General features: G+C 35.9%; 20 protein-coding genes and 1 tRNA gene. 12 read left to right on the top strand and 9 right to left on the bottom strand.

Going from position 1 to position 26022, the window contains the following annotated elements; translation table 11 throughout:
• Positions 1–506: 506 nt before the first annotated feature.
• Positions 507–1013, top strand: coding sequence for a hypothetical protein (locus ACP6PK_RS19795; RefSeq protein WP_426561963.1), 507 nt, complete (start codon positions 507–509; stop codon positions 1011–1013).
• Positions 1014–1263: 250 nt separating this feature from the next.
• Here ACP6PK_RS19795 and ACP6PK_RS19790 read toward each other — a convergent pair whose 3' ends face one another.
• Complete coding sequence (locus ACP6PK_RS19790; protein WP_094672402.1) at positions 1264–1734, bottom strand: DM13 domain-containing protein; 471 nt, start codon at positions 1732–1734, stop codon at positions 1264–1266.
• Positions 1735–2094: 360 nt separating this feature from the next.
• The gene (gene ppsA / locus ACP6PK_RS19785) at positions 2095–4527 is read right to left on the bottom strand and encodes a phosphoenolpyruvate synthase (RefSeq protein ID WP_426561961.1); all 2433 of its coding nucleotides are present in this window, start codon (positions 4525–4527) and stop codon (positions 2095–2097) included.
• A 932-nt stretch (positions 4528–5459) separates the two neighbouring features.
• On the opposite strand from ppsA, the gene ACP6PK_RS19780 reads away from it, so the two are divergent.
• The 4 genes from ACP6PK_RS19780 (at position 5460) to ACP6PK_RS19765 (ending at position 12410) form a co-directional block, all read left to right on the top strand.
• Positions 5460–6866: an MFS transporter gene (locus ACP6PK_RS19780; protein WP_426561959.1), complete on the top strand. Its 1407-nt coding sequence runs from the start codon at positions 5460–5462 to the stop codon at positions 6864–6866.
• 1091 nt (positions 6867–7957) lie between these two features.
• Positions 7958–8920: an endonuclease/exonuclease/phosphatase family protein gene (locus ACP6PK_RS19775; protein WP_426561956.1), complete on the top strand. Its 963-nt coding sequence runs from the start codon at positions 7958–7960 to the stop codon at positions 8918–8920.
• An 824-nt stretch (positions 8921–9744) separates the two neighbouring features.
• Positions 9745–10692, top strand: a complete 948-nt coding sequence (locus tag ACP6PK_RS19770; protein ID WP_426561954.1) for an endonuclease/exonuclease/phosphatase family protein — start codon at positions 9745–9747, stop codon at positions 10690–10692.
• A gap of 386 nt (positions 10693–11078) precedes the next feature.
• The gene (locus tag ACP6PK_RS19765) at positions 11079–12410 is read left to right on the top strand and encodes an endonuclease/exonuclease/phosphatase family protein (RefSeq protein WP_426561952.1); all 1332 of its coding nucleotides are present in this window, start codon (positions 11079–11081) and stop codon (positions 12408–12410) included.
• A 740-nt stretch (positions 12411–13150) separates the two neighbouring features.
• On the opposite strand, the gene ACP6PK_RS19760 is transcribed toward ACP6PK_RS19765, so the two are convergent.
• Positions 13151–13600: a universal stress protein gene (locus ACP6PK_RS19760; protein ID WP_426561950.1), complete on the bottom strand. Its 450-nt coding sequence runs from the start codon at positions 13598–13600 to the stop codon at positions 13151–13153.
• Positions 13601–14243: 643 nt separating this feature from the next.
• On the opposite strand from ACP6PK_RS19760, the gene ACP6PK_RS19755 reads away from it, so the two are divergent.
• The 3 genes from ACP6PK_RS19755 (at position 14244) to ACP6PK_RS19745 (ending at position 16845) form a co-directional block, all read left to right on the top strand.
• Positions 14244–14711, top strand: coding sequence for a hypothetical protein (locus ACP6PK_RS19755; RefSeq protein ID WP_426561948.1), 468 nt, complete (start codon positions 14244–14246; stop codon positions 14709–14711).
• Positions 14712–14965: 254 nt separating this feature from the next.
• Positions 14966–15406, top strand: a complete 441-nt coding sequence (locus tag ACP6PK_RS19750; RefSeq protein WP_426561946.1) for a hypothetical protein — start codon at positions 14966–14968, stop codon at positions 15404–15406.
• 578 nt (positions 15407–15984) lie between these two features.
• Positions 15985–16845: an alpha/beta fold hydrolase gene (locus ACP6PK_RS19745; protein WP_426561944.1), complete on the top strand. Its 861-nt coding sequence runs from the start codon at positions 15985–15987 to the stop codon at positions 16843–16845.
• Between the two features lie 381 nt (positions 16846–17226).
• On the opposite strand, the gene ACP6PK_RS19740 is transcribed toward ACP6PK_RS19745, so the two are convergent.
• Positions 17227–17361: a hypothetical protein gene (locus ACP6PK_RS19740; RefSeq protein ID WP_426561942.1), complete on the bottom strand. Its 135-nt coding sequence runs from the start codon at positions 17359–17361 to the stop codon at positions 17227–17229.
• Positions 17362–17466: 105 nt separating this feature from the next.
• Here ACP6PK_RS19740 and ACP6PK_RS19735 point away from each other — a divergent pair, with 105 nt between their 5' ends.
• From ACP6PK_RS19735 to ACP6PK_RS19720, 4 genes are all read left to right on the top strand, one after another.
• Positions 17467–18177, top strand: coding sequence for a hypothetical protein (locus ACP6PK_RS19735; protein WP_426561940.1), 711 nt, complete (start codon positions 17467–17469; stop codon positions 18175–18177).
• A gap of 286 nt (positions 18178–18463) precedes the next feature.
• The gene (locus ACP6PK_RS19730) at positions 18464–18925 is read left to right on the top strand and encodes a phage tail protein (protein WP_426561938.1); all 462 of its coding nucleotides are present in this window, start codon (positions 18464–18466) and stop codon (positions 18923–18925) included.
• Between the two features lie 421 nt (positions 18926–19346).
• Positions 19347–19691: a hypothetical protein gene (locus ACP6PK_RS19725; protein ID WP_426561936.1), complete on the top strand. Its 345-nt coding sequence runs from the start codon at positions 19347–19349 to the stop codon at positions 19689–19691.
• Between the two features lie 733 nt (positions 19692–20424).
• A complete protein-coding gene (locus ACP6PK_RS19720) occupies positions 20425–21216 on the top strand; it encodes a trypsin-like serine peptidase (RefSeq protein ID WP_426561934.1) in 792 nt (263 codons plus the stop codon).
• Positions 21217–21493: 277 nt separating this feature from the next.
• Here ACP6PK_RS19720 and ACP6PK_RS19715 read toward each other — a convergent pair whose 3' ends face one another.
• The 5 genes from ACP6PK_RS19715 to ACP6PK_RS19695 all read right to left on the bottom strand — a co-directional run bounded on the left by ACP6PK_RS19715 (position 21494) and on the right by ACP6PK_RS19695 (position 25527).
• The gene (locus tag ACP6PK_RS19715) at positions 21494–21865 is read right to left on the bottom strand and encodes a type II toxin-antitoxin system VapC family toxin (RefSeq protein ID WP_426561932.1); all 372 of its coding nucleotides are present in this window, start codon (positions 21863–21865) and stop codon (positions 21494–21496) included.
• On the bottom strand, positions 21862–22053 hold the full coding sequence (vapB, locus tag ACP6PK_RS19710; RefSeq protein WP_426561930.1) for a type II toxin-antitoxin system VapB family antitoxin: 192 nt from the start codon (positions 22051–22053) through the stop codon (positions 21862–21864). Before vapB ends, ACP6PK_RS19715 begins: the two co-directional genes overlap by 4 nt.
• A 471-nt stretch (positions 22054–22524) precedes the next feature.
• Positions 22525–23508, bottom strand: a complete 984-nt coding sequence (locus ACP6PK_RS19705; RefSeq protein ID WP_426561928.1) for a tetratricopeptide repeat protein — start codon at positions 23506–23508, stop codon at positions 22525–22527.
• 148 nt (positions 23509–23656) lie between these two features.
• Positions 23657–24514, bottom strand: coding sequence for an RNA polymerase sigma factor (locus tag ACP6PK_RS19700; protein WP_426561926.1), 858 nt, complete (start codon positions 24512–24514; stop codon positions 23657–23659).
• Positions 24515–25442: 928 nt separating this feature from the next.
• Positions 25443–25527, bottom strand: a tRNA-Ser gene (locus ACP6PK_RS19695).
• Between the last annotated feature and the right edge of the window lie 495 nt (positions 25528–26022).

Here is a 26022-nt window from a genome sequence, read left to right as displayed (position 1 = left end):
AAGTGCGGGAGCGTGAGAAGAAATTAAAAAATATATATCTTCACCATTACAATGCAGGACTACCATAAATCTTATATAGCAATTCCCAAGAAGCGTGAGGTACAAAATTCCTTTGTTTTAGGGAACACTTAACTGGGAACACTTAACTGGTATGGAGGGAATAGGTATGGAGGGAATAGAAAAGAAATTAAAGAGCTTGTGTACCTCATAAGCTTGAGAAACGCTATAGCAGTTTTCATGTTTTTTAGAGTACAGAGATTTGGGTTTAAAGGAAGAAGGCTCATATTATCTAGGAGAGAAGGAAGAAGTAATGCAAGTCATGAAGTGAAAACCGCTATAACTACAAAATAATTATAAGTTGCATAAAAGTTGTAAGTTGCCCTGAGATATAGTTAAGTTTCTGCAAATTTAGGAGTTAAATTATGCAAAATCATAAAAGTTCTTCTAAGAAAAATGATTGACAGAATAGAATATGGTTTCTCATAATTTTCTTTGTGTTATTGCTAATGCTGATATGGCTAATATTTCGGGATATAAAAGTAAATATTGAATGCAAAAAATCTCCGAATGCCGAAATATACTGTCAGTTACACAGAACAAATATTCTGAAACAACAAACACAGACATTTTTACCTGGTGAGTTAAAAGGCGCAACACTAAACAGATATACAGATGAAGATGGAAACTCCTATCAAATTATGCTGAAAACAAAAAAAGGCAATATTTTATTTGGTATGTCTGATGGATCGATACGCTCAAAACAGGAGAAAGTGAACCAAATTAATAATTTTATTGAGGACTCAAATATAACTCTACTAAATGTAGAAAAAGATGATACTGTACAATTCTTTTGGGATTTAATTTCCTGTGGTTATATTGTGGCTATTTCTCTATGGGTTATGTTATTAGTAATGATTCAATTTATTAGAGAAAGGCTAACTTCCATACTCAATCAGATGAATAAACCCCCTAAAAAAGCTCTTTTATCTCTAGAGGAAAAGCCACAGGAATAATAAAATAAACAACTGCATCAAATTATCATAAGTATAGTAGTAAATTCCATAAGTTGTTACTGGAATGAGGGTTGTAAGACCAAAGCAGATTTGGTTAGTTTCTTACCTTGTCGATCATCCTGAAGATAATTTTATACTTATACCATTTCTCCATGAAGTTGCACTTAATATAATTAATATAAAGAGTCAGTGTAATAAGGTCTGAGCAACAATTATTAAGCACATTGTTACAGAGAAATGGTATTAGATTTTAACTAGCTTTTAAAGCGAGTCGCACATAACCAAAAGTCACATTAAATTTACGACACCAGATACCAACAGACTTAAATTCATTAAGATTAACATTCTGTGGTAATTCGTATCTTTGGGTTCCTTTAACATTCTTCAACGCTGCCAGATTAATATAATTTTCTTCCTTAACGTTCACAGGAATGCTACTATTTCGGTGTAGAATAACTCGTACATCAGGACCTGTGACAGTAGTAAAATCTTCAGTAAATTCTAGGTAACGTTTTCCATTTTCGGTAATAATTCTAGCGTTTCCTGATGTGGGATGGTTTTGTTCAACTGTAACGAAAGAGCCATTTGCTATCAGCTTTTGGGCAATAATTTTAGTGTCAGGTTGTGCTGAGACGGTAGTTGGAGTAATTACAATACCACTGATAGTAGCTAATAATATTGTAGTGGTAATGGTAAGTGTCTTGAAAGTATTGTTCATCATCTTAACTCCGTTAGTTGACTTATACAACTAAGATAAAAAGCATGATTAGGAAATTGCTGAAGTAAAGACAATAAGAAGTTAGATTTAGGCTGAAATTAGTTTTAGATGATTCTCAGAAAAATTTCACTTTTTTAGAATATCAGGACAATACACCTCAGTATCATTAAGATTGGCGTTGGATAGCGGTGCTGGGTAAGTCGATGGTAGTCCATAGTAATGGTATAGGAAGTGTGGGGAAGTGTTGGAAAAAAATATATATTATCAGTATTACTATAACATAAGCTGAATAATAACCTTGTAGGGACGTTGCATGCAACGTCCCTACTTTGTGGTCTAATAATTATGATTATGAAAAACCTTCTAACTTCTATCTTCTAACTTCGCTACCTCAAATCGAGTCTTCAATACAGAATCAGGATTCAAACTAATAGAATCAATTCCTAATTCTACCAACAATTTAGCAAACTCAGGATAGTCACTCGGTGCCTGACCACAAATGCCAATCTTACGTCCGCAGTCATGGGCAATAGTAATCGCGATCTGCATCATCCTGCGCACAGCATCATGGCGTTCATCAAAAACCTCTGCCACTAATGCCGAATCTCGGTCTAAACCTAATACCAACTGAGTTAAATCATTTGACCCAATAGAAAAACCATCAAAAACCTGAGCAAACTGTTCCACTAAAATCACATTACTAGGTAACTCACACATCACATAAACTTGCAAACCATTTTTACCCCTTTCCAAACCATACTTAGCCATCTCTGCTAATACCTTCTTCCCTTCCTGGGGTGTACGACAAAACGGAATCATAGGAATCACATTTGCTAATCCCATTTCATCCCTTACCCGCTTCAGTGCCACACATTCTAAACCAAAAGCTTCCCGATATTTAGGATGATAATAACGAGATGCACCCCGCCAACCAATCATCGGGTTTTCTTCATCGGGTTCAAACTGTTTCCCACCCAATAAGTTAGCATACTCATTACTCTTAAAATCACTCATCCGCACAATGACAGGTTTCGGATAAAAAGCAGCAGCGATCGATCCCATACCATAAGCTAGGCGATCGATAAAGAAATCTGCCTTACGTTCATATCCGACAGTCAACTCAGCAATTTTTGCCTTTTCCACCTCATCTGCCACTTCGTCAAAATTCAACAATGCCAAAGGATGCACCCCAATATGATTAGCAATCACAAATTCCAAGCGTGCCAAACCCACACCATCAGAAGGAATTGCCGATAACTTAAAAGCTTCCTCTGGGTTGCCCACATTCATCAAAATACGAGTGCGAGTTTCAGGTATATCATCCAATACTGTTTGTACATCCTCAAACTGTAGCAAACCCTCATAAACTATCCCTACTTCTCCCTCAGCACAAGAAACAGTTACTTCAGAACTATTGCGCAATAGTTCAGTCGCATTTTCACAACCAACGATCGCCGGAATACCCATCTCCCGCGCAATAATAGCAGCATGACAAGTACGACCACCTTGGTTAGTAACTATAGCGCTAGCTTTTTTCATAATAGGTTCCCAGTCGGGGTCAGTTTTGTTAGTAACTAATACCTCCCCTGGTTGAAACTCGTCAATTTTATCTGTATCCAGAATGACGCGCACATTACCTTGGTTGATAGCTTGTCCCACAGCACGACCTGTAACCAAGACTTTACCCTTCTCGCGCAAGTGATAAGTATGAAGGATATTACTAGATTTTTGAGATTGTACTGTTTCTGGTCGCGCCTGTACTATATATAAACTATCATCGTTCCCATCTTTTGCCCACTCAATATCCATTGGCGTATAATTACCGCGCACTTGGGAATAGTGGTCTTCTATAACTACCGCCCACTGAGCAAGTTGTAAAATTTCATCATCACTCAAGGCAAACTGTTGTTTTTTTCGTTCTGGAACGGGTACGTTTTTCGTGGAGTTACCGCCATCGTAAACCATTTTGACTGCTTTGCTGCCAAGGCGTTTGTTGAGAATAGTGCGGAAACCTTCTCGGAGTGTTGGTTTAAATACTAGATATTCGTCGGGGTTAACTGCACCTTGGACGACATTTTCCCCTAAACCGTAAGCTGCTGAAATTAAGGCAGCATTTTTAAATCCGGTTTCGGTGTCAATGGAAAACATTACACCGGAAGTAGCAAGGTCAGAACGAACCATTTTTTGAATGCCAACCGAGAGAGCGACATCAAAGTGGTCAAAACCTCTGAGAGTGCGGTAGGAGATGGCACGGTCTGTGAATATTGAAGCAAAACATTTATGAGCTGCTTTGATTACATTTTTAATCCCGTGAATGTTCAGGTAGGTTTCTTGTTGTCCGGCAAAACTGGCATCAGGTAGGTCTTCGGCAGTCGCGCTGGAACGCACTGCAACATCTGTGTCTTTAGCGTAGAGGTAACATAAGGTTTCGTAACTTATGGTTATCGCTTGTTCTAGTTCTGCTGGAAAGGGTGTATTCATTATTAATGCTCGCGCTTTTTTACCCCGTTGTTGCAAATTTTTGATGTCTTCAACGTCAAGGTCAGCGAAAATATCGCGCAGTTTTTTCTGTAAACCAGCAGTTTCCATGAAGTAACGGTAAGCATAAGTAGTGGTAGCAAAACCATTAGGAATGTTGATACCTTTGGGACTAAGTTGTTGCATCATTTCCCCTAGAGAGGCATTTTTACCTCCTACTAATGGGATGTCATTAATGCCAACTTCATCAAACCATAATATTAAAGATTTTTCTTTAGTAGAAGCAGTCCTTTGTTGAATGGCTATTATGTTTGTCATAGCTTTAATTTCTCCTAAAATTAAGCTGTTTCATCGTGGTACAGCTTTGAGATAATTTGTAAGCATTCAGCTATTAGCATTCAGCTATCAGCAATAAGAACCAGCTCTTAAGGGTATCTATAATATAGAGTTTTATACTAAGAAAGATGTTTATAAAGTATAGTCTTAAGAGTGGGGTTTAAATTTCAAACCAAAAACAATAGCTGACGGCTGACGGCTGAATGCTTACGATAATTTTTGTTAAATTTGGTTTTTCAGCAAAACTTAGATATTTTGGACTTTTTAGACCAATATTATTAATGGGAATGAATGAAAATAATATTGATCCCTCACAAGTATTGGTTATTTTTTTGCTTTTTATTGTGCATTTGTTTTATTAAATTTAGTTTCTTAAAAATTTTTTTCTTCTATTCATATATTAATTATTATTCCGGAAATCGACAAGTTTGTATCAGATATGTACCTTAGTTACTGAAAGTAAAAAAAAAGGTCTGGAGTGGCTTATAGGTACTTATTACAAAAGGTTAAGCAATCTAAAAATGTCAAAAAAGGGGGTTTTGTTGCGACTAATCTGAGGTGAAAAATTACTCAAAGCTAGAAGGAATAGGAAAATTAACAAAATATGGTGTTAAACACAACGATGGTTAATACCTTTTTTGTCATCTAAACTATAGTTACCTCATAAATTTAGATTTTTTTGTGAGATTTTACCAGGGTAAATAGTATAATAATCACTACACATATCTGTAAAAATTAGGAGAGGTTTCATTAATGGATAATGGATAATTAATAATTGATAATTACCTCTTTTTTCTTCTATTCTATAATTCTCCATCTCCTGACTCCTGACTCCTGACTCCTTTAGCAAAAACCCTTACCTTTGCGGAGATACTATAAGGCTTCTATAGTGTATTTTTATTAATTAATAAATAATGAATAATAATTATATTGAAACTGAAAAACTTAACTTTTGGACAAAATTAGCTTATGGTGCTGGAGATTTAGGTCCAGCTATGTGTGCTAATGTTCAGGTATTTTTCTTGCTATATTTCTTCACTAATGTTGCTGGTTTACCTGCTGGTATTGCAGGTAGTATTTTGATGATTGGGAAAATTTCTGATGCTATTAACGATCCAATTATTGGAGTAATGAGCGATCGCACTGTTCATCCTTGGGGTAGACGTTATCCTTGGATGGTTTTTGGTGCTATTCCTTTTGGTATTTTATTCTTTTTACAGTGGATAGTTCCTACTACTAATCAATCAGTTTTATTTTGGTATTATGTAGTAATTGCTGTTTTATTTAATCTTGCTTATACTATTGTTAATTTGCCCTACGCTGCTCTAACTCCTGAACTGACACAAGATTACAATGAACGTACCAGTTTAAATAGTTTTAGGTTTGCTTTTTCTATTGGTGGTAGTATTCTTTCTTTGGTTATTGCTCAATTAATTTTTTCTATTTTCAAAGATAATCCTATTCAACAATATTTAGTGTTAGGTATAGTCTGTGCGATAATTGCTGTTTTACCTATATATTGGTGTTTTTTTGGTACTCGAAAACGCACACTTTCTCATAATAGACAACAGGAAGAAGATAATAATACTAATTTACCAATTGTTGAACAAATTCGTATAGCTTTTAGTAATGGTCCGTTTCTATTTGTGATTGGAATTTATTTGTGTTCTTGGTTGGGAGTACAATTAACAGCTTCAATTTTGCCTTACTTTGTAATTAACTGGATGGGGCTACCAGAAGCAACTTTTCCTCAAGTAGCGATCGCTGTTCAAGGTACTGCTTTAATTATGTTATTTGTCTGGAGTTTTGTTAGTAAAAAGGTTGGTAAAAAAGCCGTTTATTTTATGGGTCTTTGTTTATGGATAATTGCTCAGGGTGGATTATTTTTTATCCAACCAGGACAAGTTAGTTTGATGTATTTTTTGGCAGTAATGGCAGGTTTTGGAGTATCAACTGCTTATTTAGTTCCTTGGTCAATGATACCAGATGTTATTGATTTAGATGAGTTAAATACAGGGAAAAGAAGGGAAGGAATTTTTTATTCTTTTATGGTTTTTTTGCAAAAGATAGGATTAGCTATTGGTTTGTTTTTGGTAGGATTAGCTTTAGATATTGCTGGATTTATTGAAACTATTCCTGGAGAAGCTCCACCTACTCAACCAGAGTCAGCACTTTTAGCAGTTCGGGTAGCGATAGGTCCTTTACCTACTATATTTTTAATAGTTGGATTATTGTTAGCTTATTTATATCCAATTACGCGGGAAGTGCATGATCAAATATTGTTGAAGTTGCGGGAAAGGAATTCAATAATTGATAATTGATAATGGATAATTGATAATTACCTCTCACTAAAACGGATTGGATTGAATAAAAGGAAAATAAATTCATTGTTTCTCTTGAAGTAGAAGGCTTTAAACCTTAATTATTCGATAAGAATTTAGAATTAGGAATTAGGAATTAGGAATTAGGAATTAGGAATTTAGAATTATCTCTTCTATAATAGAAGGATTGACTAACAAGATTTTTTTATTGGCAAAACTTTGGCTATAAATTAATTTGACATTTAAAGGCAGAAAAGTTAATATATCAATCCTAAATAGGTTTTCATTAATTGATAATTGATAATTGATAATTGATAATTGATAATTGATAATTACCTCTCCCTTTTAGGGAGAGGATTGACGAATAAGGAAAAGATTTATTTCTCTTGGTCGATTGGATATGCCGTTTCGCTGCGCGACATGTTTGCGGAGCATTCCGTCAGGAAAAAGCGTTTCGCTTTCCTACGGAATGCTAACGCAAACGCGACATGAAACGCGGCTCTGTTAAGAGCGGGAGACCCGCTCCTACGGACCCGCTTCGCTAACGGCATCCCATCCTGACGGAATGCTCCGCAAACGATCGCTTTTTTCCCCTTGAAAGGGGAGGCTTCAAGGCGTGAATAATCTAATTATTTAATTGTTTAATTATTAATTATTTCGGTAAAATTTTATCATAGGGGTTTGTTCTGCAAACTCAAGTGCAAAGATATTTCGAGACCAAACCCCTAAAGTTTTTTCTCACAAATCATTTCTTATGGCTATAGATGAAATTAACAGTTTGTTAATTTATCTGCCTTTAAAGATACAACTAAATCTGGTAAAAACAATTCAAAATCACCTCAGACTTTACGCTGAGGTTTGGATTCAGTAATTAATAATGGATAATGGATAATGGATAATTGATAATTACCTCTCCCTAAAACGGATTGGATTGAATAAAAGGAAAATAAGTTCATTGTTTCTCCTTTAAAGGAGAGACTTTAAACCTTAATTATTCGTTCAATAATTGATAATACATTAATTCTTTAATTATTAATAGATTAGAGCCAACAATTTTGAACTTTGAATTTTGAATTTTGAATTTAAAAATCATGCGCCCTGTTTTTATCGTCATCACAATTTTCACGGCTCTATTTTCCCTAGTAAGTTATCTAGGACAATTTCACCAAATATTTGAACTAACTTCTCATTTCAAATTGCAATATTTGATAATTAGTTGCTGTACCTTATTTTTCTGGATAATAACTCGCAAAAAATCATGGACTTTTGTGAGTTTAGGCTGCATTTTGCTCAACTTATTGGTGATAGTTCCTTGGTATTTACCATCATCACAAATAATTGTTGGAGACGAGGTAAACAAAATTAGAATTTTACAGTTAAATGTGTTTATTAATAATCAGCAATATGATAGAGCGATCGCTTTAGTTAAAAAAGAAAATCCTGATATAGCAATTTTCCAAGAAGTTAGTGAAAAATGGGCGGAAGAATTAAAGGTTTTACGCCAGAGTTATCCTTATGTTTTTTATAACCAAGATAACCGCATATTTGGCAAAGGCATATTTGGCAAATCAATTTACAGTAAAATTCCCCTAGAAAACCAAAATATAAAAATTATATCTAAGTCTTATAAAAGAACAGCTCTAGTTACTCAGTTAAAAGTTCCTGGAAAAGCTATTTTCTTAATCGTAACTCATCTGGCAATTCCTATTACAAAAGTTAGTTTTCAGGAGCGAAATCAAGAATTTGCAGTCTTAGCAGATTATGTCTCAAAACTTCAATCTCCGGTAATAGTAGTTGGAGATTTTAATACCAGTTTATGGTCGCCTTATTATCAACAGTTTGTGCAGAAAATAGGATTAAGAAATGGGCGACGCGGGTTTGGTATTCAAGCATCTTGGCCAACATTTTTACCACTATTTTATATGCCTATTGACCATTGTTTACTAAGTTCTGAATTTCAAGTTTTAAATAGTCGTATTGGTGAAAATGTAGGTTCCGATCATTTACCAATAATTACAGATATGGCTATTTCTCAAAAAGCTGAATCTAGTTAAATATTTATAGGTAAATTTATGCTCATAAATTACCGAAAAATGTCATTCCTGTTATCAGTTAACAGCAGTTAAAATTTGAAACAAGATTAAAATTCATGGATGAAGTAATCAAGAAAATTATTACTTTAGCAATACCAGGGTCATATCTCTGGATGATTGAAAATGCTACAGTTCATTAATTGATAATTGATAATTGATAATTGATAATTACCTCATCCCTAAAAGGGAGAGGATTGACTAATAAGAAAAAAATTTATTTCTCTTGGTTGATTGGATATGGCGTTAGCGGAGCGTCCCGGAGGGAAAGGAGACCCGCTCTTGCAGAGCCGCGTTTCATGTCGCGTAGCGAAACGCTTTTTCCTGACGGAATGCTCCGCAAACATGTCGCGCAGCGTTAACGAAGTTGTGCGCCAGCTAAACGCCATCCCGTCCTAACGGACTGCTCCGCAAACAACCGCTTTTTCCCCTTGAAAGGAGAGGCTTTTAACCTCAATTATTTAATTAATAATTATTAATTACCCGGTAAAGCTGGAGAAAGTTGTATTTGGACGGCTTTTATCAAGCTGAATTTATTTTTTGGCAACTATGTAACTGTCTTAATAGTAATATTTTTGGGATTAGCTGCTATTATTTGAGTGAAGTATTTATTGATGGTTTACTTCTACAATATTATCAAAAATGACTCTAGTTAGACTCAGCAGAAAAGTTAATAGATGAAATTGATAAATTGCCAATTTCTCTACCTTTAAAAATATAGCTAAAATGGTCAATTCTCCATCATCCTATTCACAAGGGAATTAAAGCGAATTAATTTGAGAAAAATCATGCGCCCTGTTTTTATCCTAATCACAATTTTCACTGCTCTATTTTCCCTAGTAAGTTATCTAGGACAATTTCACCAAATATTTGAACTAACTTCTCATTTCAAATTGCAATATTTGATAATTAGTTGCTGTACCTTATTTTTCTGGATAATAACTCGCAAAAAATCATGGACTTTTGTGAGTTTAGGCTGCATTTTGCTCAACTTATTGGTGATAGTTCCTTGGTATTTACCATCATCACAAATAATTGTTGGAGACGAGGTAAACAAAATTAGAATTTTACAGTTAAATGTGTTTATTAATAATCAGCAATATGATAGAGCGATCGCTTTAGTTAAAAAAGAAAATCCTGATATAGCAATTTTCCAAGAAGTTAGTGAAAAATGGGCAGAAGAATTAAAGGTTTTACGTCAGAATTATCCCTATGTTTTCCACTTTCAAGATAACCGCATATTTGGTAAATCAATTTACAGTAAAATTCCCCTAGAAAACCAAGATATAAAAATTATATCCAAGCGTTATAAAAGAACATCTTTAGTTACCGAATTAAAAGTTGCTGAAAAACCTATTTCCTTAATCGTAACTCATCTAGCAGTTCCTATTACAAGAATCAGTTTTCAAGTAAGAAACCAAGAATTAAAAGTATTAGGAAATTATGTATCAAAACTTGAATCTCCAGTAATAGTAGTTGGAGATTTTAATACCAGTATATGGTCGCCTTATTATCAGAAATTTGTGCAGAAAACAGGATTAAGAAATGGGCGAAACGGGTTTGGTATTCAACCATCTTGGCCTACGAATTTGCCACTACTTTATATTCCTATTGACCATTGTTTAGTAAGTCCTGAAATTCAAGTTTTAAATAGTCAGATTGGTAAAAACTTAGGTTCGGATCATCTACCGTTAATTACAGATGTGGCTATTCCTCAAAAATCTGAATCTAGTTAAATATTTATAGGTAAATTTATGCTCATAAATTACTGAAAAATGTCATTTATGTTATCAGTTAACGGCAGTCAAAATTAAAAACAAGGTAAGCATTTCCTGACGGAATGCTGCGCAAACAGCCGTCAGCTAGCCTCTTGCCTCCTGCGGAGGAGCTGCCCTTTTTCGTATAGGGAATGCTCCGCTTTCCATGTCGCGCAGCGTTAACGTTTGCGGAGGATTCCGGAACGGAAAGTTGTGCGCTAGCTAAACAGCTATTATTGATAATATGCTATACAAAGTTTTATTAATGGTACTTAGACATTTTCAGGAATAAAAATCGCTTTTTTGCAAAGTATTCTGTAGGAAAGGAAAAATCAGTTTGTTGAAACCTGAAAACTAATGGCTAAATGCTTACAAAACAAGATAGAAAAATCATGGATGAAGTAATCAAGAAAATTATTACTTTAGCAATACCAGGGTTATATCTCTGGATGATGAAAAGTGGTATTGGGACAGCTTTTATCAAGCTAAATGTATTTTTTGGCGCTTATGTAACTGGCTTAATAGTAATATTTTTGGGATTAGCTGCTTACTATTTAAGTGAAGTATTTATTGATAGTTTACTCCTACAATATTATCAAAAACGACTCCAGTCAGAGTCAGCAGAAAAGTTAATAGATGAAATTGACAAATTGCCAATTTCTCTGCCTTTGAAAATACAACTAAAATGGTCAATCCTCCATCATCCTATTCACAAGGGAATTAATTTGAGAAAAATCCCGCGCTGTGGTTTTATCCTCATCACAATTTTCACTGCTCTATTTTCTCTCACAGGTTATCTAGGATTATTTAACCAAATATTTGAATTAACTTCTCATTTAAAATTCCAGTATTTTATCATTAGTTGCTGTACCTTATTTTTCTGGATAATAACTCGAAAAAAAATCTTGGCTTTGGTGAGTTTATGCTGCATTTTACTGAACTTATTGGCGATCGTTCCTTGGTATTTACAATCATCACAAATAATGGCTGGAGACGAGGTAAATAAAATTAGAATTTTACAGTTAAATTTGTTTACCAATAATCAGCAATATAATCGAGCGATCGCTTTAGTTAACAAAGAAAATCCTGATGTGGCAGTTTTTTTAGAAGTTAGTAAAAAATGGGATGAAAAATTAAAGGTTTTACGCCAGAGTTATCCCTATGTTTTTCAAAGTCAAGATAAGCACCGCAGATTTGGCAAATCAATTTACAGTAAAATTCCCCTAAAGAACTCAAATAAAATAATTACAGCTAGGTATCAGAAGTCTAAGACGAGAAAATCTCTAGTTACCCAATTAAAAGTTCCTGGAAAACCTATTTCGTTAGTCGTAACTCATCCGGCAATTCCTACTAAAAGAGCTAATTTTAAACTGCGAAATCAAGAATTAGAATTATTAGCAGATTATGTATCAAAACTGGAATCTCCAATCATAGTAGTTGGAGATTTTAATACCAGTATATGGTCACCTTATTATCACCAATTTGTTCATAAAACAGGATTAATAAATGGGCGACGCGGGTTTGGTATTCAACCATCTTGGCCGACGGATTTTCCACTATTTTATATTCCTATTGACCATTGTTTAGTAAGTCCAGAAATTCAAGTTTTGAATAGTCATATAGGTGAAAATGTAGGTTCGGATCATCTACCATTAATTACAGATGTGGCTATTTATCAAAAAGCTGAATCTAGTTAAATTTGTGAAATCAAATACTCAGTATGATTAGGTTAAATCACAATTTAATATTAAATTCGTTGGCAATGGAAGTGTTATAAGAAACCGGGTTTATGCGGCACAAATGTTAGTATAGTAGGGCATCTACTATAAACCCGGTTTCTATACTTTTAGGACTTACCGAAAAATAAAGGTATAAAGCCTCTCACTCGCCGTTGAGAAACAAGCGGTCGAGGGATGGCGAGGTCTCCTCGCCATATCCAATCGACCAAGAGAGAAAAAATTTTCCTTTTATTCAATCCTCTTCCTTTTAGGGAGAGGTAATTATCAATTATCAATTATCAATTATCCATTATCCATTATCCATTATTGAAGCAGGCAAACCTAGAAACCCTTTACGAGCGTAGATGTTTATGTGTTAAAAAGAATGATTTATCGTATAGGTAAATTTATAATGATAAATTACTAATTTCACTTGATATTATTTTCAGTAATAAAAAAATAGAAAGGCTAATAGATAATACCATGTCCGGTTAAATAGTTATAAATAAAAAGGCAGGAGTCATAATTCAGAACAGAAGAAGAGAGAAAAATAAGGTATTAAGGAAGATATAATTTTATTATACCTAATCATCCGGACATGGTATAACTGCTAATTTTTGCAATATATTAAACAGTCATTTCAGTTATCAATATCTTCTACTGAATTAAGAAGCAAAAAATTTACTCACAGCAGTAATTTAACTTCTGAATTATGACTTCTAACTTCTGACTTCAGCTACAGCAGGAATCACTAAAACTGGGTAAGGAGAATCTTTTAAAATACCCTCACTAACACTACCCATAAACAACTTATCAATACCACTGCGTCCATGAGACCCAACTACTATTAAATCAGCAGTTAATTTTTTTGCTTCTGCTAATATAGTCTCTACTGTTGAACCTTGAGTTAATAGAGCAACTGTATCAAGACCTTTTTGCCGTAATTCCTCTGCTAAATCTTGAATTTGCTTATGTTCTTTACGAAACTGTTCTGCCCAATGATCTCGCTTAGGCTGTGGTCCAGTTTTAAAACCAACAAAATCAGGTTCGGGTTCGGTAATATGAATTAACCATAGTTTGCTTTTAAAAGCTTGAGCTAGGGTTTCAGCTTGAGAAATAATGGTGGGAGTTATTTGAGAAAAGTCAATCGCAACAACTATATTTTTCATTAGTAATTAATGGATAATTGATAATTGATAATGGATAATGGATAATTGATAATTACCTGTGGTTAAAACCGTTCTTAATTAGATATAAGGAAATATTATTTTTTTTCCTTAAAAAAGAAAGCTTTTAACCTGAATAATTAATAATTAATAACTATAGCAATCCTAAATTGGTCGTGACAAACCAAAAAGTAGATAAAAAAACTGAAACTCTTGCCTGTTCACTGTTCCCTGTTCCCTGTTCCCTGTTCCTTAAAAGCAGTAAGACTTTTATACACAAATAAAATAGGATTGCTATATTAATTATTCGGTAATTAGAAATAGTTTGAGATACGATCGGGACTTAAGTTAGACACAAACCAAGTTTATCAACGAAAATGTGCAATATTTAAACATTGAATTATGGTCATAAACCGGGTGTGCTACGATCCAAGATTCAAGTAAAAGGCGCGGATATTCCTACTTAGCATGAGCTGCTTCAGGAGAACAGTCGTCCCTCCTACAAGCAGACGGGTTAGAGGAGAGGTCAGTTGCTCAAACTTACCCACATTCTAAAGTTAGACACCCTACTACCTTGATAAAACTGTATATATTGGTAATTTTAATTCATTTCATATTAGATATCAATCTAAAAATTATAAATGTTATGCAAATAAATCAACATTTTAATAAGTTTATAATATCTGCTATTGCTCCATTTTTATTATTAACTTCTTCCCTCAAAATTTTAGCCTCTATTACCCCTGGAGCAACAGATAATAATTCTATATTATTAGCACAATTAGGGGGAGTTGATTGGCGGATATGTTCACAACAAAATCCACCTTTAGTTGAATCTTTTTATATAGAAACAGCTAATTTTTTGGCAAATATTTGCCAAAAATCAAATGGTAAATTAATTTATATAGGTGGTCATAAAGCCGATCCTAAAGATATTATTAAGATAAATGTAATGGCGGAAGAAGGAACCGGATATGTTGCCGAGGATGGAGATATTACATATATTGTAACAGGTGCTACTTTTAGTATTGTAAAAAATGCTAAGACTATCAGTGAAGAACAAGTGATATATATATGTAGTCAATTTTCTGAAATAAAATGTCAACAGAAGTAGTAGAACGATTAATTTTTCTTTAAATAAAGTTTAAAAAAACAGATACTTTTTAGGTATATTCCACTATTAAGTATAAGACTATAAGGTAAATCCATCTGTCATCAGACTGATTTTTATAGACATTAGTATTAAACCTTTGCCAGATTAGGTTTTATATTCAAGAATTATATAAATTTAATAAAATATTTATTTTTTTGGCTCCGATAGTGTATAATAAAACGAACTAATTTATTTATTTACCAGAGGACTAAACTGTGAATTTTGTCAAGACTAATCAACAGTTCTTAAAACTAGGACTGTTTGCGATGATTGTATTTCTTTTATCTACATTTTCATCTAAGGTTTTAGCATCTAGTAACAATCTAGAGACAAAGCAAAACACAATATTATTAACTGAATCTCCCCGCAATAATAAGCGTATTTGTTCCCAACGAGGAGCCAACTGGTCTGAGGTAAATTATTTTGAATCAAAGAACTATTTTGCAAATATTTGTCGTCAACCAAACGGCAAATTAATGTTAATTGCTGGCAGAAAATCTAACCCAAATCAAGTTTTAAAGTTACCTGTAGAATTTAACCAAGGATATTTGGCAACTCATGGTAATAAAACTTTTATGGTGAGTGATAATTCTTTTAGTATGGCAATAAATGGTCTAGTTATTCAGAAAGAAGAAATTATCTATCAGGGAAAATAAAATTAGGTAGTATTGATTGAGAATTTTAGGGAAAATAAAAAAAATTATAGAGTTTTCGAGTATTTATCTCCTTTAATTGTGTATATCACAATTCAATTTAATTAAAGTTTTTGACTAGAAAAATATTGAAAGTATGGGTGTTTTCCCAGCCTCATATTTGAGATAATTTAAGTTTTGTGGCTGGGTAATTTTGTTGAGCAGATTTCACGAAAAATCTATTAGCTTTAGTCTAAGAGACTGTTTGTTTAATAAATATTAAACACTGTGGTAGTCTAGTAGGGTCGGTTAGGCGATAATAGTTATGAGTAGCGACGCGAACTCTTAACTTTCCCCTATAACCCACCGAATATTTTGTATCAGTTTTATAAAGCAGTTTAGGCAATGTAATTGATGTAGATAATAAAATCAGGACTTACCCATAACCACCACATCTTGTAGGGGTGATTTAACGCGAATAACCCGTACAGATAGGGTATAATATCATTTCCCCTGGTATCGGAGCGTATAAAAGTTGGGGAAATATTTACTATATTTAAGGTTATTCCTTTTCTTCTTCCTTCTTCCTTTATTAAAAAAAAATGCGTGCTCAAATACGAGATACAGAAATCTATTTTGATATTGAAGGTGCTGCTCTAGTTCCAGATGGGGATCGGATGCGAGAAAAACCCATTGCTTTTGTAATTCATGGCGGTCCTGGTGCAGACCATACTTCTCAAAAACCTACCTTCTATCGTCTTAGTGAAAAATTACAATTAGTGTATTTTGACCACCGGGGACAAGGGCGATCGGCAAGAGGAGCAAAAGAAACTTATACCCTAGAAAATAATGTAGAAGATATGGAGGCATTACGCCAATATTTAGGGTTAGAAAAAATAGTAATTATTGGTACTTCTTATGGTGGAATGGTTGCCCTTAGTTATGCAGTGCGTTATCCACAAAATGTTCAATCTTTAATTGTCATTGCTACTACTGGAAGCTATCGTTTTTTGGAATTAGCAAAAGTTAATTTAGCTGAAAAAGGAACAAAAGAACAACAAGCTATCGCTCAACTTTTATGGGATGGAAAATTTGAGAATGAGGCGCAACTAAAAGAATATTTTCAGGTGATGATGCCGATGTATTCTATCACTTATAAACCAGAAACACCAGGAAAAAGTTGGAACCGAACTATTTTATCTCCCGATGCTATTAATGTTGCCTTCGGTGGCTTTTTACGTTCTTACAATGTGTTAGATCAACTACATAAAATTACTGCTCCTACTTTAGTAATAGCAGGAAAACATGATTGGATATGTCCGCCAGAATTATCAGCAGAAATTGCTGCAGCTATTCCCAATGCAGATTTAAGAATCTTTGAAAATAGCGGTCATTTAATTCGGGTTGATGAACCAGAAGCACTTCTAGATGTGATTATTGGATTTTTGGTTTACAAGGGATAAAAGGAAAACTTGGGAGTTGGGTAGTTTTTTAGGTGAGAATGAAACTTAAACCACAAGAGTAGCGATCGGAATATATGGGATTTGCAAGTTAATAAGGTACCTATTATTAGTATAGAAAAAAGCCTGTGGTTGTCATTGCGAGGCGTTGATATTAGGCTTAACCTCAATCGGAAAGAGTCAAGCCAGCCGTAGGCGAAGCCTTCTCCCAGAGTAGCAATCTCTACTCTATAGATTAATAGATTAGCTAGTAGTCTATTTTTTTGCTAGCCCCTATTGCTGGGAATACCTAATTACAGAATTGGTAAGGCCAACTATATAAGTTAAATAATTGGACAAATATTATAAAAGAAAGGCCATCACTTTTTTAATGGCTTCTTCTCCTCATTGAGCGATCGCCATATCAATAAAGGCACTAAAACAGCCACAAAATATGGTGTAAAAGGGTTTTTGGCTTTGAAGTGGAGTTAATGGAGTAAGTCGAGAGAGAAAAATTAGTGCTAACTCGAAAAATTCCAAAATTGGGTTTTGAGATCGTCTTAAGGGTGTAAGGACAAAGAACAGAAATTAACATTTTGTCCAAACTCCAACAAAAACCAATAACTCAATTTGGAGACCAATCAAATGACTTACTACGTTGACTTTGACAACCAAACAAATGACACTTGGACTATGGTAGTCTATCAAACCTTACCTCAATTAATAGGGTTAGACAGTGTAGCTTGGAAAAAAACTACAGCGCCGCGAAAGGGAAAGACTGGAGTGAATTGGGAGATTGAATATAATGTTGCTCTCGCTAATTACAAACAAACCGAAGGAGTAGGTGTTTATACAGCATCCCAAACGTTGGGGACTACATTAGGAAAGAAGTGGAAGGTTGTTTTCAAGGATGGTATTCAACAGCTTAAAGAGGATGGGGATGCAGAAAAACTAGACCAAATTGTAATTAAGAATGAGTCAAAGCAATTCGCTGATATTGGTGTAGGGATGTCAGGCGATGCATCTGCTTACAAGCGACACGTTTACAGTGGTAGTGCTGGTCAGTTTCTGATGACTCCTACGTATCATGTAGGTATATTTAACGACTTAACATTGGGAACAGTGATATCCAGTAATGTAATAGTAGGTCCATCGAAACTTAAATTTCGAAATGGAATGAATAAAGCTGTTGTGACTGCCTCAATTGAGGACGAAAACATCGTGCTAACCATTACATATCAGAATGCTTTGGTTGCTAACTATGAACAAGTGAAAACACTTTCGCGATCATTTGGTTCTGAGTTCAATGAAGTCTTGGACGATAAGGAAACTGCTACCAAGCTTCAAAGATACTGAAAGCCTTGCTATAAATAGAGTTTAGCCTTATCTTCAAAGTTTGAATCAAAACTTAACAAAGTTCCTAACCCCTCTTTCAAGCTTGGGAGAGGGAGCTAGGGATTCATAGCTGTTATCACCATCAAAAAAGCCATATCAAAGAGATCAAACAGGAGAAATTATGCTAAATGGAGTTCCTATTGGTACAGTCTGCCCATTTGCTGGGCAAATCAATCCCGTCACTGGCGATGCGAACAATATTTTCCCTTCATCGGGTTGCTCAAGCCAAGATGCACAAGCCGGTAGCTTGAATGCCGACATCCCCATCATCTACCCTGAAGCATCAGGTTGGATGTTGTGTGATGGTCGCTACCTTGAGATAGATGCCTACCCTGAACTATTTGCAGTTATCGGAACACTTTATGGAACACAAGGGAATGATAAATTTAGACTCCCTGATTACCGTGGACTATTCATGAGAGGAGTTGATGCTGGCTCTGGATTAGATCCAGAAGCTGCTGAACGAATCGGTCCAGACGGCACCGGTAAAAGTAGTGGCATCGGCTCACTTCAGTGTGATGCTCTCCAGCAACACCAGCACAACTACAATATACTATTACTATCAGCACAGGCACAACCAGGTAGCGTTGCAGCAGCACAAACATCTGAGATGAGACAGACAACTGGTGTCGAGAGCCCTGCCCGCGTTAGTCTAGATGAAACTCGACCTAAAAATATTTCTGTCAACTATATTATCAAGTATAGATAGCTGCTCTCTTAGGGTGCGTTAATCTTAATGTAACACACCTTTTTAACTATCAGCCAATCTTGTAGGTTGGGTTGAGCCAATGAAACCCAACACTATCTTTTCCTATCTCTTACCTGACATGATATTTTACCATTTCTTAACTTGATAAGTTGGGTTTCACAAAGTTCAACCTAACCTACGGTTACTGCTATAAACTGCGATCGCAATGAGTGAACCTTCTAGAATATATTGAGCGTAAATGCTTAGTAGGTTTGTTTTTTTAAGATAATTTGCGATCAAAATAGTTAGACAACTTCCATTGATATTGCTGATTAGTAAGCTTTAGGCTATGCATCCGAGATTAAGCTTGCCTAAAACTTACTGTTAGCTCTGCCGACTGGAATGAAAATAGACCATCCAAAACAAACTAACGGAGACTACAATGGCAACTTACACAATTAAGATCGAAATGGACCAAAAGGCTGCCTCCGAGCTGACCTTCAAACATACTCCTGCCACCGATGCTGAGATAGGGCAAACCCCGCCTTCAGGGAAGCAGTTTATTAACGTCTCGGCCAATGCTATCAACGGCACGGGAAGCCTTACGGGGGGCACTGGCACGAGTTTGAATAACATATTCTCCTGTGGGACCTTCGATGCAAATAACTTACCTCAAATCGACAATCTGTATACAATCAAGGCCACCGACAGCCAGGACGGGACGTTATACCAGTTCGGGGCCAAATGCGTCCACTCTGGAGCGAATTCGGACTTCAAGTATCTGTAGCGGACGGACTTCGGACTTCCTGATTCTGACGGGTTTTGTGTTTTCTCGTTTGGGCTGAATCCAAGTACGATCGCCTGCTCTCGTAGGGTGCGTTACATTAACATTAACGCACCTATTTAACTATGAGTAATAAGAGCAATTATCCAGAGGTTGTCAATTCATTTCCATAATCTCTGAATTGGATAAGCATCAAATTTAGTACGATCGCCTGATATTGTAGGTTGAGTTGAGGCAACGAAACCCTACACTATCTTTTCCTACCTCTTGCCTAACATTATCTCTTCCCATTTCTTAGGTTGATAGTTTGGTTTCACAAAGTTCAACCTAACCTACGATTATTTTTATAAACTGCGAGTGCAACTCTTCAATAGTAAAGAGGTGCACTCGCTTTTTTGCTGACTGCTTTTTTCGATAGATTGACCGCGATCTCAATAGAGGGAATAAAACGGCTATAAGTTAGCTGAAAAGAGAGTTTTATGTTTTAAAGTGAATTTAATGGAGTGAGTCGAGAGAGAAAAATTGGCACTAACTCAAAAAATTCAGAAATTTGGTTTGGAGATCGTCTTTAGGGTGTAGAGACAGAGGACAGAAAATCAGGTAGGGATTAACTCCTTGGGAGCTAACTTATTCGTCCGTAGTATAAATAATCGGACAAATTTAAAATTAACGATGAGGACGAGGCAACTGGCTTAGTCCCCATTCGTGAATTAAACTGAATTAACGGAGAAAAAAAATGACCAATTACGAAATAAAGCCTGAAAGACAAAAAGCCCTGAATAGTCTTGGAAAGTCTATCCCAGGGAATGTTCCTGTACGTGCACCGGAAAATACAAAGCAATTCCCCTATTGGTTTGTTGGGAAACTTAGTATGGAATTTCCAAATGGGAAAAAGTATTTGGGCACAGGTACACTGATAGCAGCAAAATTCAAAGGGGATACTGGTCTATATGTACTAACTTGTGCCCACAATCTGTACGATAAAAGTGATGGTGGAAGGGCTATCAAAGTCAGTTTTCAAAGGGGATTGAACGGACAGGCTACGCCACCCTATCCTGTAGTCGAAGCCGTAGACTGGCATTACCCTGCAGGGTATCCTTCCAATAGCATTCCACGCAACTTAGATAAGAGTCAGCTTGGATCGAACTTGCTCAGGACAAGTGAAGCACTCGACTATGGTCTTGTCAAGCTAAAGGAAAAGATTGAGGTTACAAATGCCCCAGAAATCGTAGCAAAGGATAACAGAGAACTTCACAGACTCAATGTCAAGCTAGTTGGATTGTACGGCTGGGAAGGTCACAAGAACAATATGTATGTGGGCACGGGAGAAATTACGGTAATCAACCCAGAGCAACTTGGATATCCAATTAGCACGGCTCTAGGTACAAGTGGCACAGCCGTAATGACAGAAGATTATAGTAGTATTGTTGCTGTGCACACACATGCCGGTCTGCCGGGAGATGATCACAATTATGGTCGCCGCATGACGGATGAAGTAATCGAGGAAATCAGAGGCTGGCAAGAATAATTACTATCGGTAGATCGTCTGCTCTCGTAGGGTGCGTTAACAAAGTGTAACGCACCTCTTTAAATATCAGTAATAAGAGTCATTATCCATAATATCATGTCCGTTAATATCGTTTGTGTAAAGCCAATGGTAGATATCTACAGGAAATTTAAGTTTTTTTCACAGCGAGTAAGCTTTCCTCCCTGTTCCCTGTTCCCTGTTCCCTGTTCCCTAGCTTTGCTATACAATACCGATGCTACCGGACATGATATAAGTTATCAATTCATTCCCATAATCTCTAAATTGGATAAGCATCAAATTTAGTATCCCGACTAATCAAAATAAGGGGTCTGTTCATTGCTTGAGCGATCAACATTCTGTCAAATGGATCGCGATGATGTATAGGTAAATAACAACTTTGCAGGGTATCAATAAATGAAATAGGCAGCAAGAGAATATCTGAAGATTCCAGTTCAACCCGAATATTTTCATAGCTTCGTTGTAGTGATAACTTACCAATATTCAACTTAATAGCAATTTCCCAGAGACTAGCAATACTCAGATAAATGTTATCTGCTACATCAATCATATCTCTTATGTTATTAGGCAAATTAGAATCATTTTCAGATAACCAGATAAAGGTATGAGTATCTAACAAAAAATCACTCATTCCATGTATTCCTTAAAATCTACCAACGGCTCATCAAAATCATCAGGCAATGGTAAAATAAACGCCCCTTTTAATATGCCTGAACGACGTTTTTTGAGAGGATGTTGCTCTTGTGAAATATCTTTCGAGTAGTTTTCTATCAAATACTTAGCGTAATGTAGAAGTTCTTGTTTAAGAGATTCTGGCATTTTTTCAATGGTTTGCAAAATTTATGTGTCAATATTCATGGTTTGTCCTAGCTTGTCTGTGTGCAAAATACTCCCGATGCTCCTGTTTAAACAATTAATAATTACCTCTTCTTAAAAAAAAGAGGATTGACTAAAAGGAATTTTTTTTGTCCTTAAAAGGAGAGGCTTTAAACCTTAATTAATTATTTAGTACAATACTATTGTAGCATTTACATTAATTAAACGATTAAAAAAATTCAAAACTATAGAATCCTTAGTAGACTGACACATCTAAAATAGTGCAATAAACGTAGGTTGGGTTGAGGAACGTTTGCGGAGCATTTCCAACGGAAAAACCCAAGAAAAATAAGGCGCGTGTTGGGTTTCACTATCGTTCTACCCAACCTACATTTTTAGAAGTGTCGGTCTACTACAACAGCGGAGATCACACTGATAATGATTGATACATAGACGATCGCCTTTCTAAATAGCTTAAGCAACTGCCTGATTTTCACCTATGTCAGACAAACACCGGGTATAATAACACCACCCATTGGGATTATTTGGGTACTCCTCAGTAAACTTTTTCAATATAGCTACACTTTTTGCCGACTCTCCTCGCAACCGATAATACTCAGCCTTTAACTGGTGAGCATCAGCAGAGTGGGGAGCTAGTTTCAATACAGCATTAACTATCTTTTTAGTCTGCTTCCCCTCCTCACCCAATACCAATTTCATCCGGCAACGATACGCCAACCGTCGTTTTAAAACTGAGTAATCATCAGGAACTAACTCTTCTGCTCGACTTAACTTCAACTCCGCCTCCTGAAAATCACCCACTGCTAAGAGTGCATCATAACTGTGAATCAAGGCAACAATATCATCTGGTTGAAGTAACAAGATTTGCTCAAAAGCTCTCAATGCAGCCTCAGCATTATTCAGTTCCATCTGAACTCGCCCCAACGCTAACCAGTGAGATGGATTTTCTGGTTCAGAAACTGCTGCTTTCTCAAACATTTTTACTGCTTTGTCAGGGTGAGAGCGACAGACTTCTATCAAACCCTGGATATGATGACCAGTAGCAACATTACTGGATAATGGCAAGGCTTTGTCATAAATCTTAATTGCCTCAGTCACCCTTCCCATCAACTGTAAAAGCTTGCCCAGTTTCAACCCCACTTGAATTAATTGAGGTTGTCGCTCAATAACTTGGTGATATTCCTCAACAGCTAACTCCCAGTTTCCACTTTCATATAGCAGATCGGCTAATTCCAACCGTTTTTTCCATCCAGAAGGATACTGCTGCACATATTTAGTTAGGGTTTTCAACTTTTGCTGTTGTCGGGTGTTTTTTTTCTCTAATACCAGTTGTACATTTAACTCGACCTTTGAAGATTCGGATAATTTTACCAAACGGGGGGTAAAAACAGAAGCTGAAATCTTACTTAAAGATACTCTTTCCTTACTTTTTTTCATTTTCAAATTTTTTAGTGGTAAATGGCAAAGGTTATGTTATACTTAAATGATTAGGTAAAGTTCCCGCCGATTTTAAGCCTGTGGAGAAGATAGGTTACAGCCCATGGGGCAGTGGTCTTCAGTGAAGCAGGAAGCTTGTCTCCAAAGCTCAAACCTCGGTTTGGGTAAGTTGGGGTAAGTTCAGCGGAACGGCTGGTGTTTCTAGACATATTGCTGTTACCTGATAATTGATTTGCTCAAAATTGGACTCGGTTGTCATGGAAAGAGGAGATGGAATTACTGATTTTTCTGATTGAAAATCATCGAAAATCTCATCCTCTCCAACCTCTTTTAACAAGAGAGGAGAATCATCCATTCCCGATAGATACGGCTTCAATTGCTTTTGCAGAATTTCTCGCCCCTGTTGGATGCGTTTATAAACGTTATCCACAGAGAGACCAAGTTTTTTGGCAATCTCTGAGTAAGACATATCTTGGTAAAAATGCAGTATAAAAGGCTCTCGCAGTCGGGGAGGCAGAATCTCTATTTGACTGCGGATATACATTCGTAACTCGTGACGGAGAATAGCTGACTCAGGAGAATTCTCACTAGAAGCTAATGTCTGGTCTTCTCCTACTGCCATTTCTTCAATACTTTCAACACCCATTGCACCTCTGTGACGTTTTCGATGCAGATCCACGCAGAGGTTATGAGTCATTCGAGTTAACCACGCTTTGGGATTAGTAATTTTTTCGGCGTGGTGTGGTAGTTTTTCCCACGCCTTCATTCTGGCTAGACTTAATGCTTCTTCAGCATTCGTGCGATCGCCTCCCATCCAAGTTATGCAGCGACCGTAAAGATAGTCTTGATATAATAACCATAACTGCCAAAAGGCGGTGTGTTCGCCAAGAGATATACTTTTCAACAAATTATTCTTGTCTAATTTTGTTTCTGTTTTAAGTTTTTTTAAAGGAATGGAGTGAACTCTATAGGGAATTTTATGATCTGGAAAAATACTTAGGGTCATTTAGTTTAATCCTTGGTGTAAGTATTAATTCGGATGTAAATATTGGTAGTGCAGAGCGCAAAGTCTGGGATAAGTAAACAAGTCGTTCCAACTCTAAGGAGCGATAGGCGTTGCTGAATTAGGGTATGATTTTGAAATTAGGGGTTAGGGAGTAGGGAGCTAATTGCTAGTATCAATATCCCTGGCAATTTACGGCAATAACACCTCAAAAAATGGGTGGATAGTTTGAAATTTTTACAATTTTAGCTTATAATAAGTGTCGGAAGTTCTCAATCTCGATCAGGATATCAAATAGCCCATGGTATGGTTTGACTATCAGGATTCGTAAATCAATAAACTAGGGTGGGCTGCACCCGAATTTACGCTTGTGAACTGGCAAGAGCCGACTCTCCAGGTTAAAGCAAGAAGCAAACATCAAGACAGGAATTACCGGGTTTTACCTAGTTTTGCCGGGATTGTGTAAGTTTTGTACAGCAGTAGTTCTAATAACATAGTTAGGGAACAAGTAGTCTTATAAGATACATATTTATAATTCATACCTAGGTTATGCAACGCCGAAATAGGTGACCACCAAACTTACTGTTACCTCATTCTGTTCCTAGGCTTTCTTAATGCAATACCTAATAGTTGTATCTCAACCTTGTTTCACTACAAATAATCCTAACTAATGTTTATTTGCAGTGACGAAAAATGACATTTACAGGGCTTTTCAGATTGATCAACCACATCGTCATCACCAAAATATTGTAGGGACGTTCCATGGAACGTCCCTACTGTGGTCTACTGAAATGAAAACCGCTGTAATTGCAGATTGAATCTTAACTAACTCTCAAAATGAATTTCACAATAATCAATGTGAATTTTTTTTTCACATTCGGTACAAGAACAGAAAAATCAGAAAGAAAAATTTATTTTCAATAATTTTCAACGGAGAGGGTGGGATTCGAACCCACGGAAGGTCTCCCTTCAACAAATTTCGAGTTTGCCGCATTCGACCACTCTGCCACCTCTCCCTAATTCAGTTATCAGTTAGCCTCCTATCGGAGGAACTGCGTTAACAGTTATCAGTTATCAGTAACCTTCAGCTAAGGCTAAAAGTTTGAGACCTGATTTCTTGGTCAAAAGTCTTTTGGGACTTTGGCCATTAAGATGAGCAAAATATGATTAATTTATTCTATCATATCAAATCCGGTTATACAGTAATCGCAAAATTACTTCCAGGACTTACGCATAATCACCATATCTAGTAGGGGCGATTTCCTGCGGAATGCTGCGCAAACGCATTTACGTTTGCAGAGCATTCCGAAGGAAAGTATTCCGGAATGGAAATCGCCCCTACAGATCGTGTATGATTAAATATTTTTCGTAAGTCCTGACTTCATCTTTATACAGATTTTCTATTGAAAACTAATTTAAAAATTCATGCTATTCAAATCCTTTCTTTATCCTGGCTCCTGACTTCTGACCAAAAAATAATCTCAATAGCCTTCCCTTTTAAGGGGATGAAA

It is taken from the genome of Dapis hubbardiae BLCC-M172 (assembly GCF_050016015.1).
Taxonomy (GTDB): Bacteria; Cyanobacteriota; Cyanobacteriia; order Cyanobacteriales; family Microcoleaceae; genus Trichodesmium.
The sequence above is the reverse complement of the archived record's forward strand: the minus strand, read 5'-3'. Positions and strand labels throughout refer to the sequence as shown.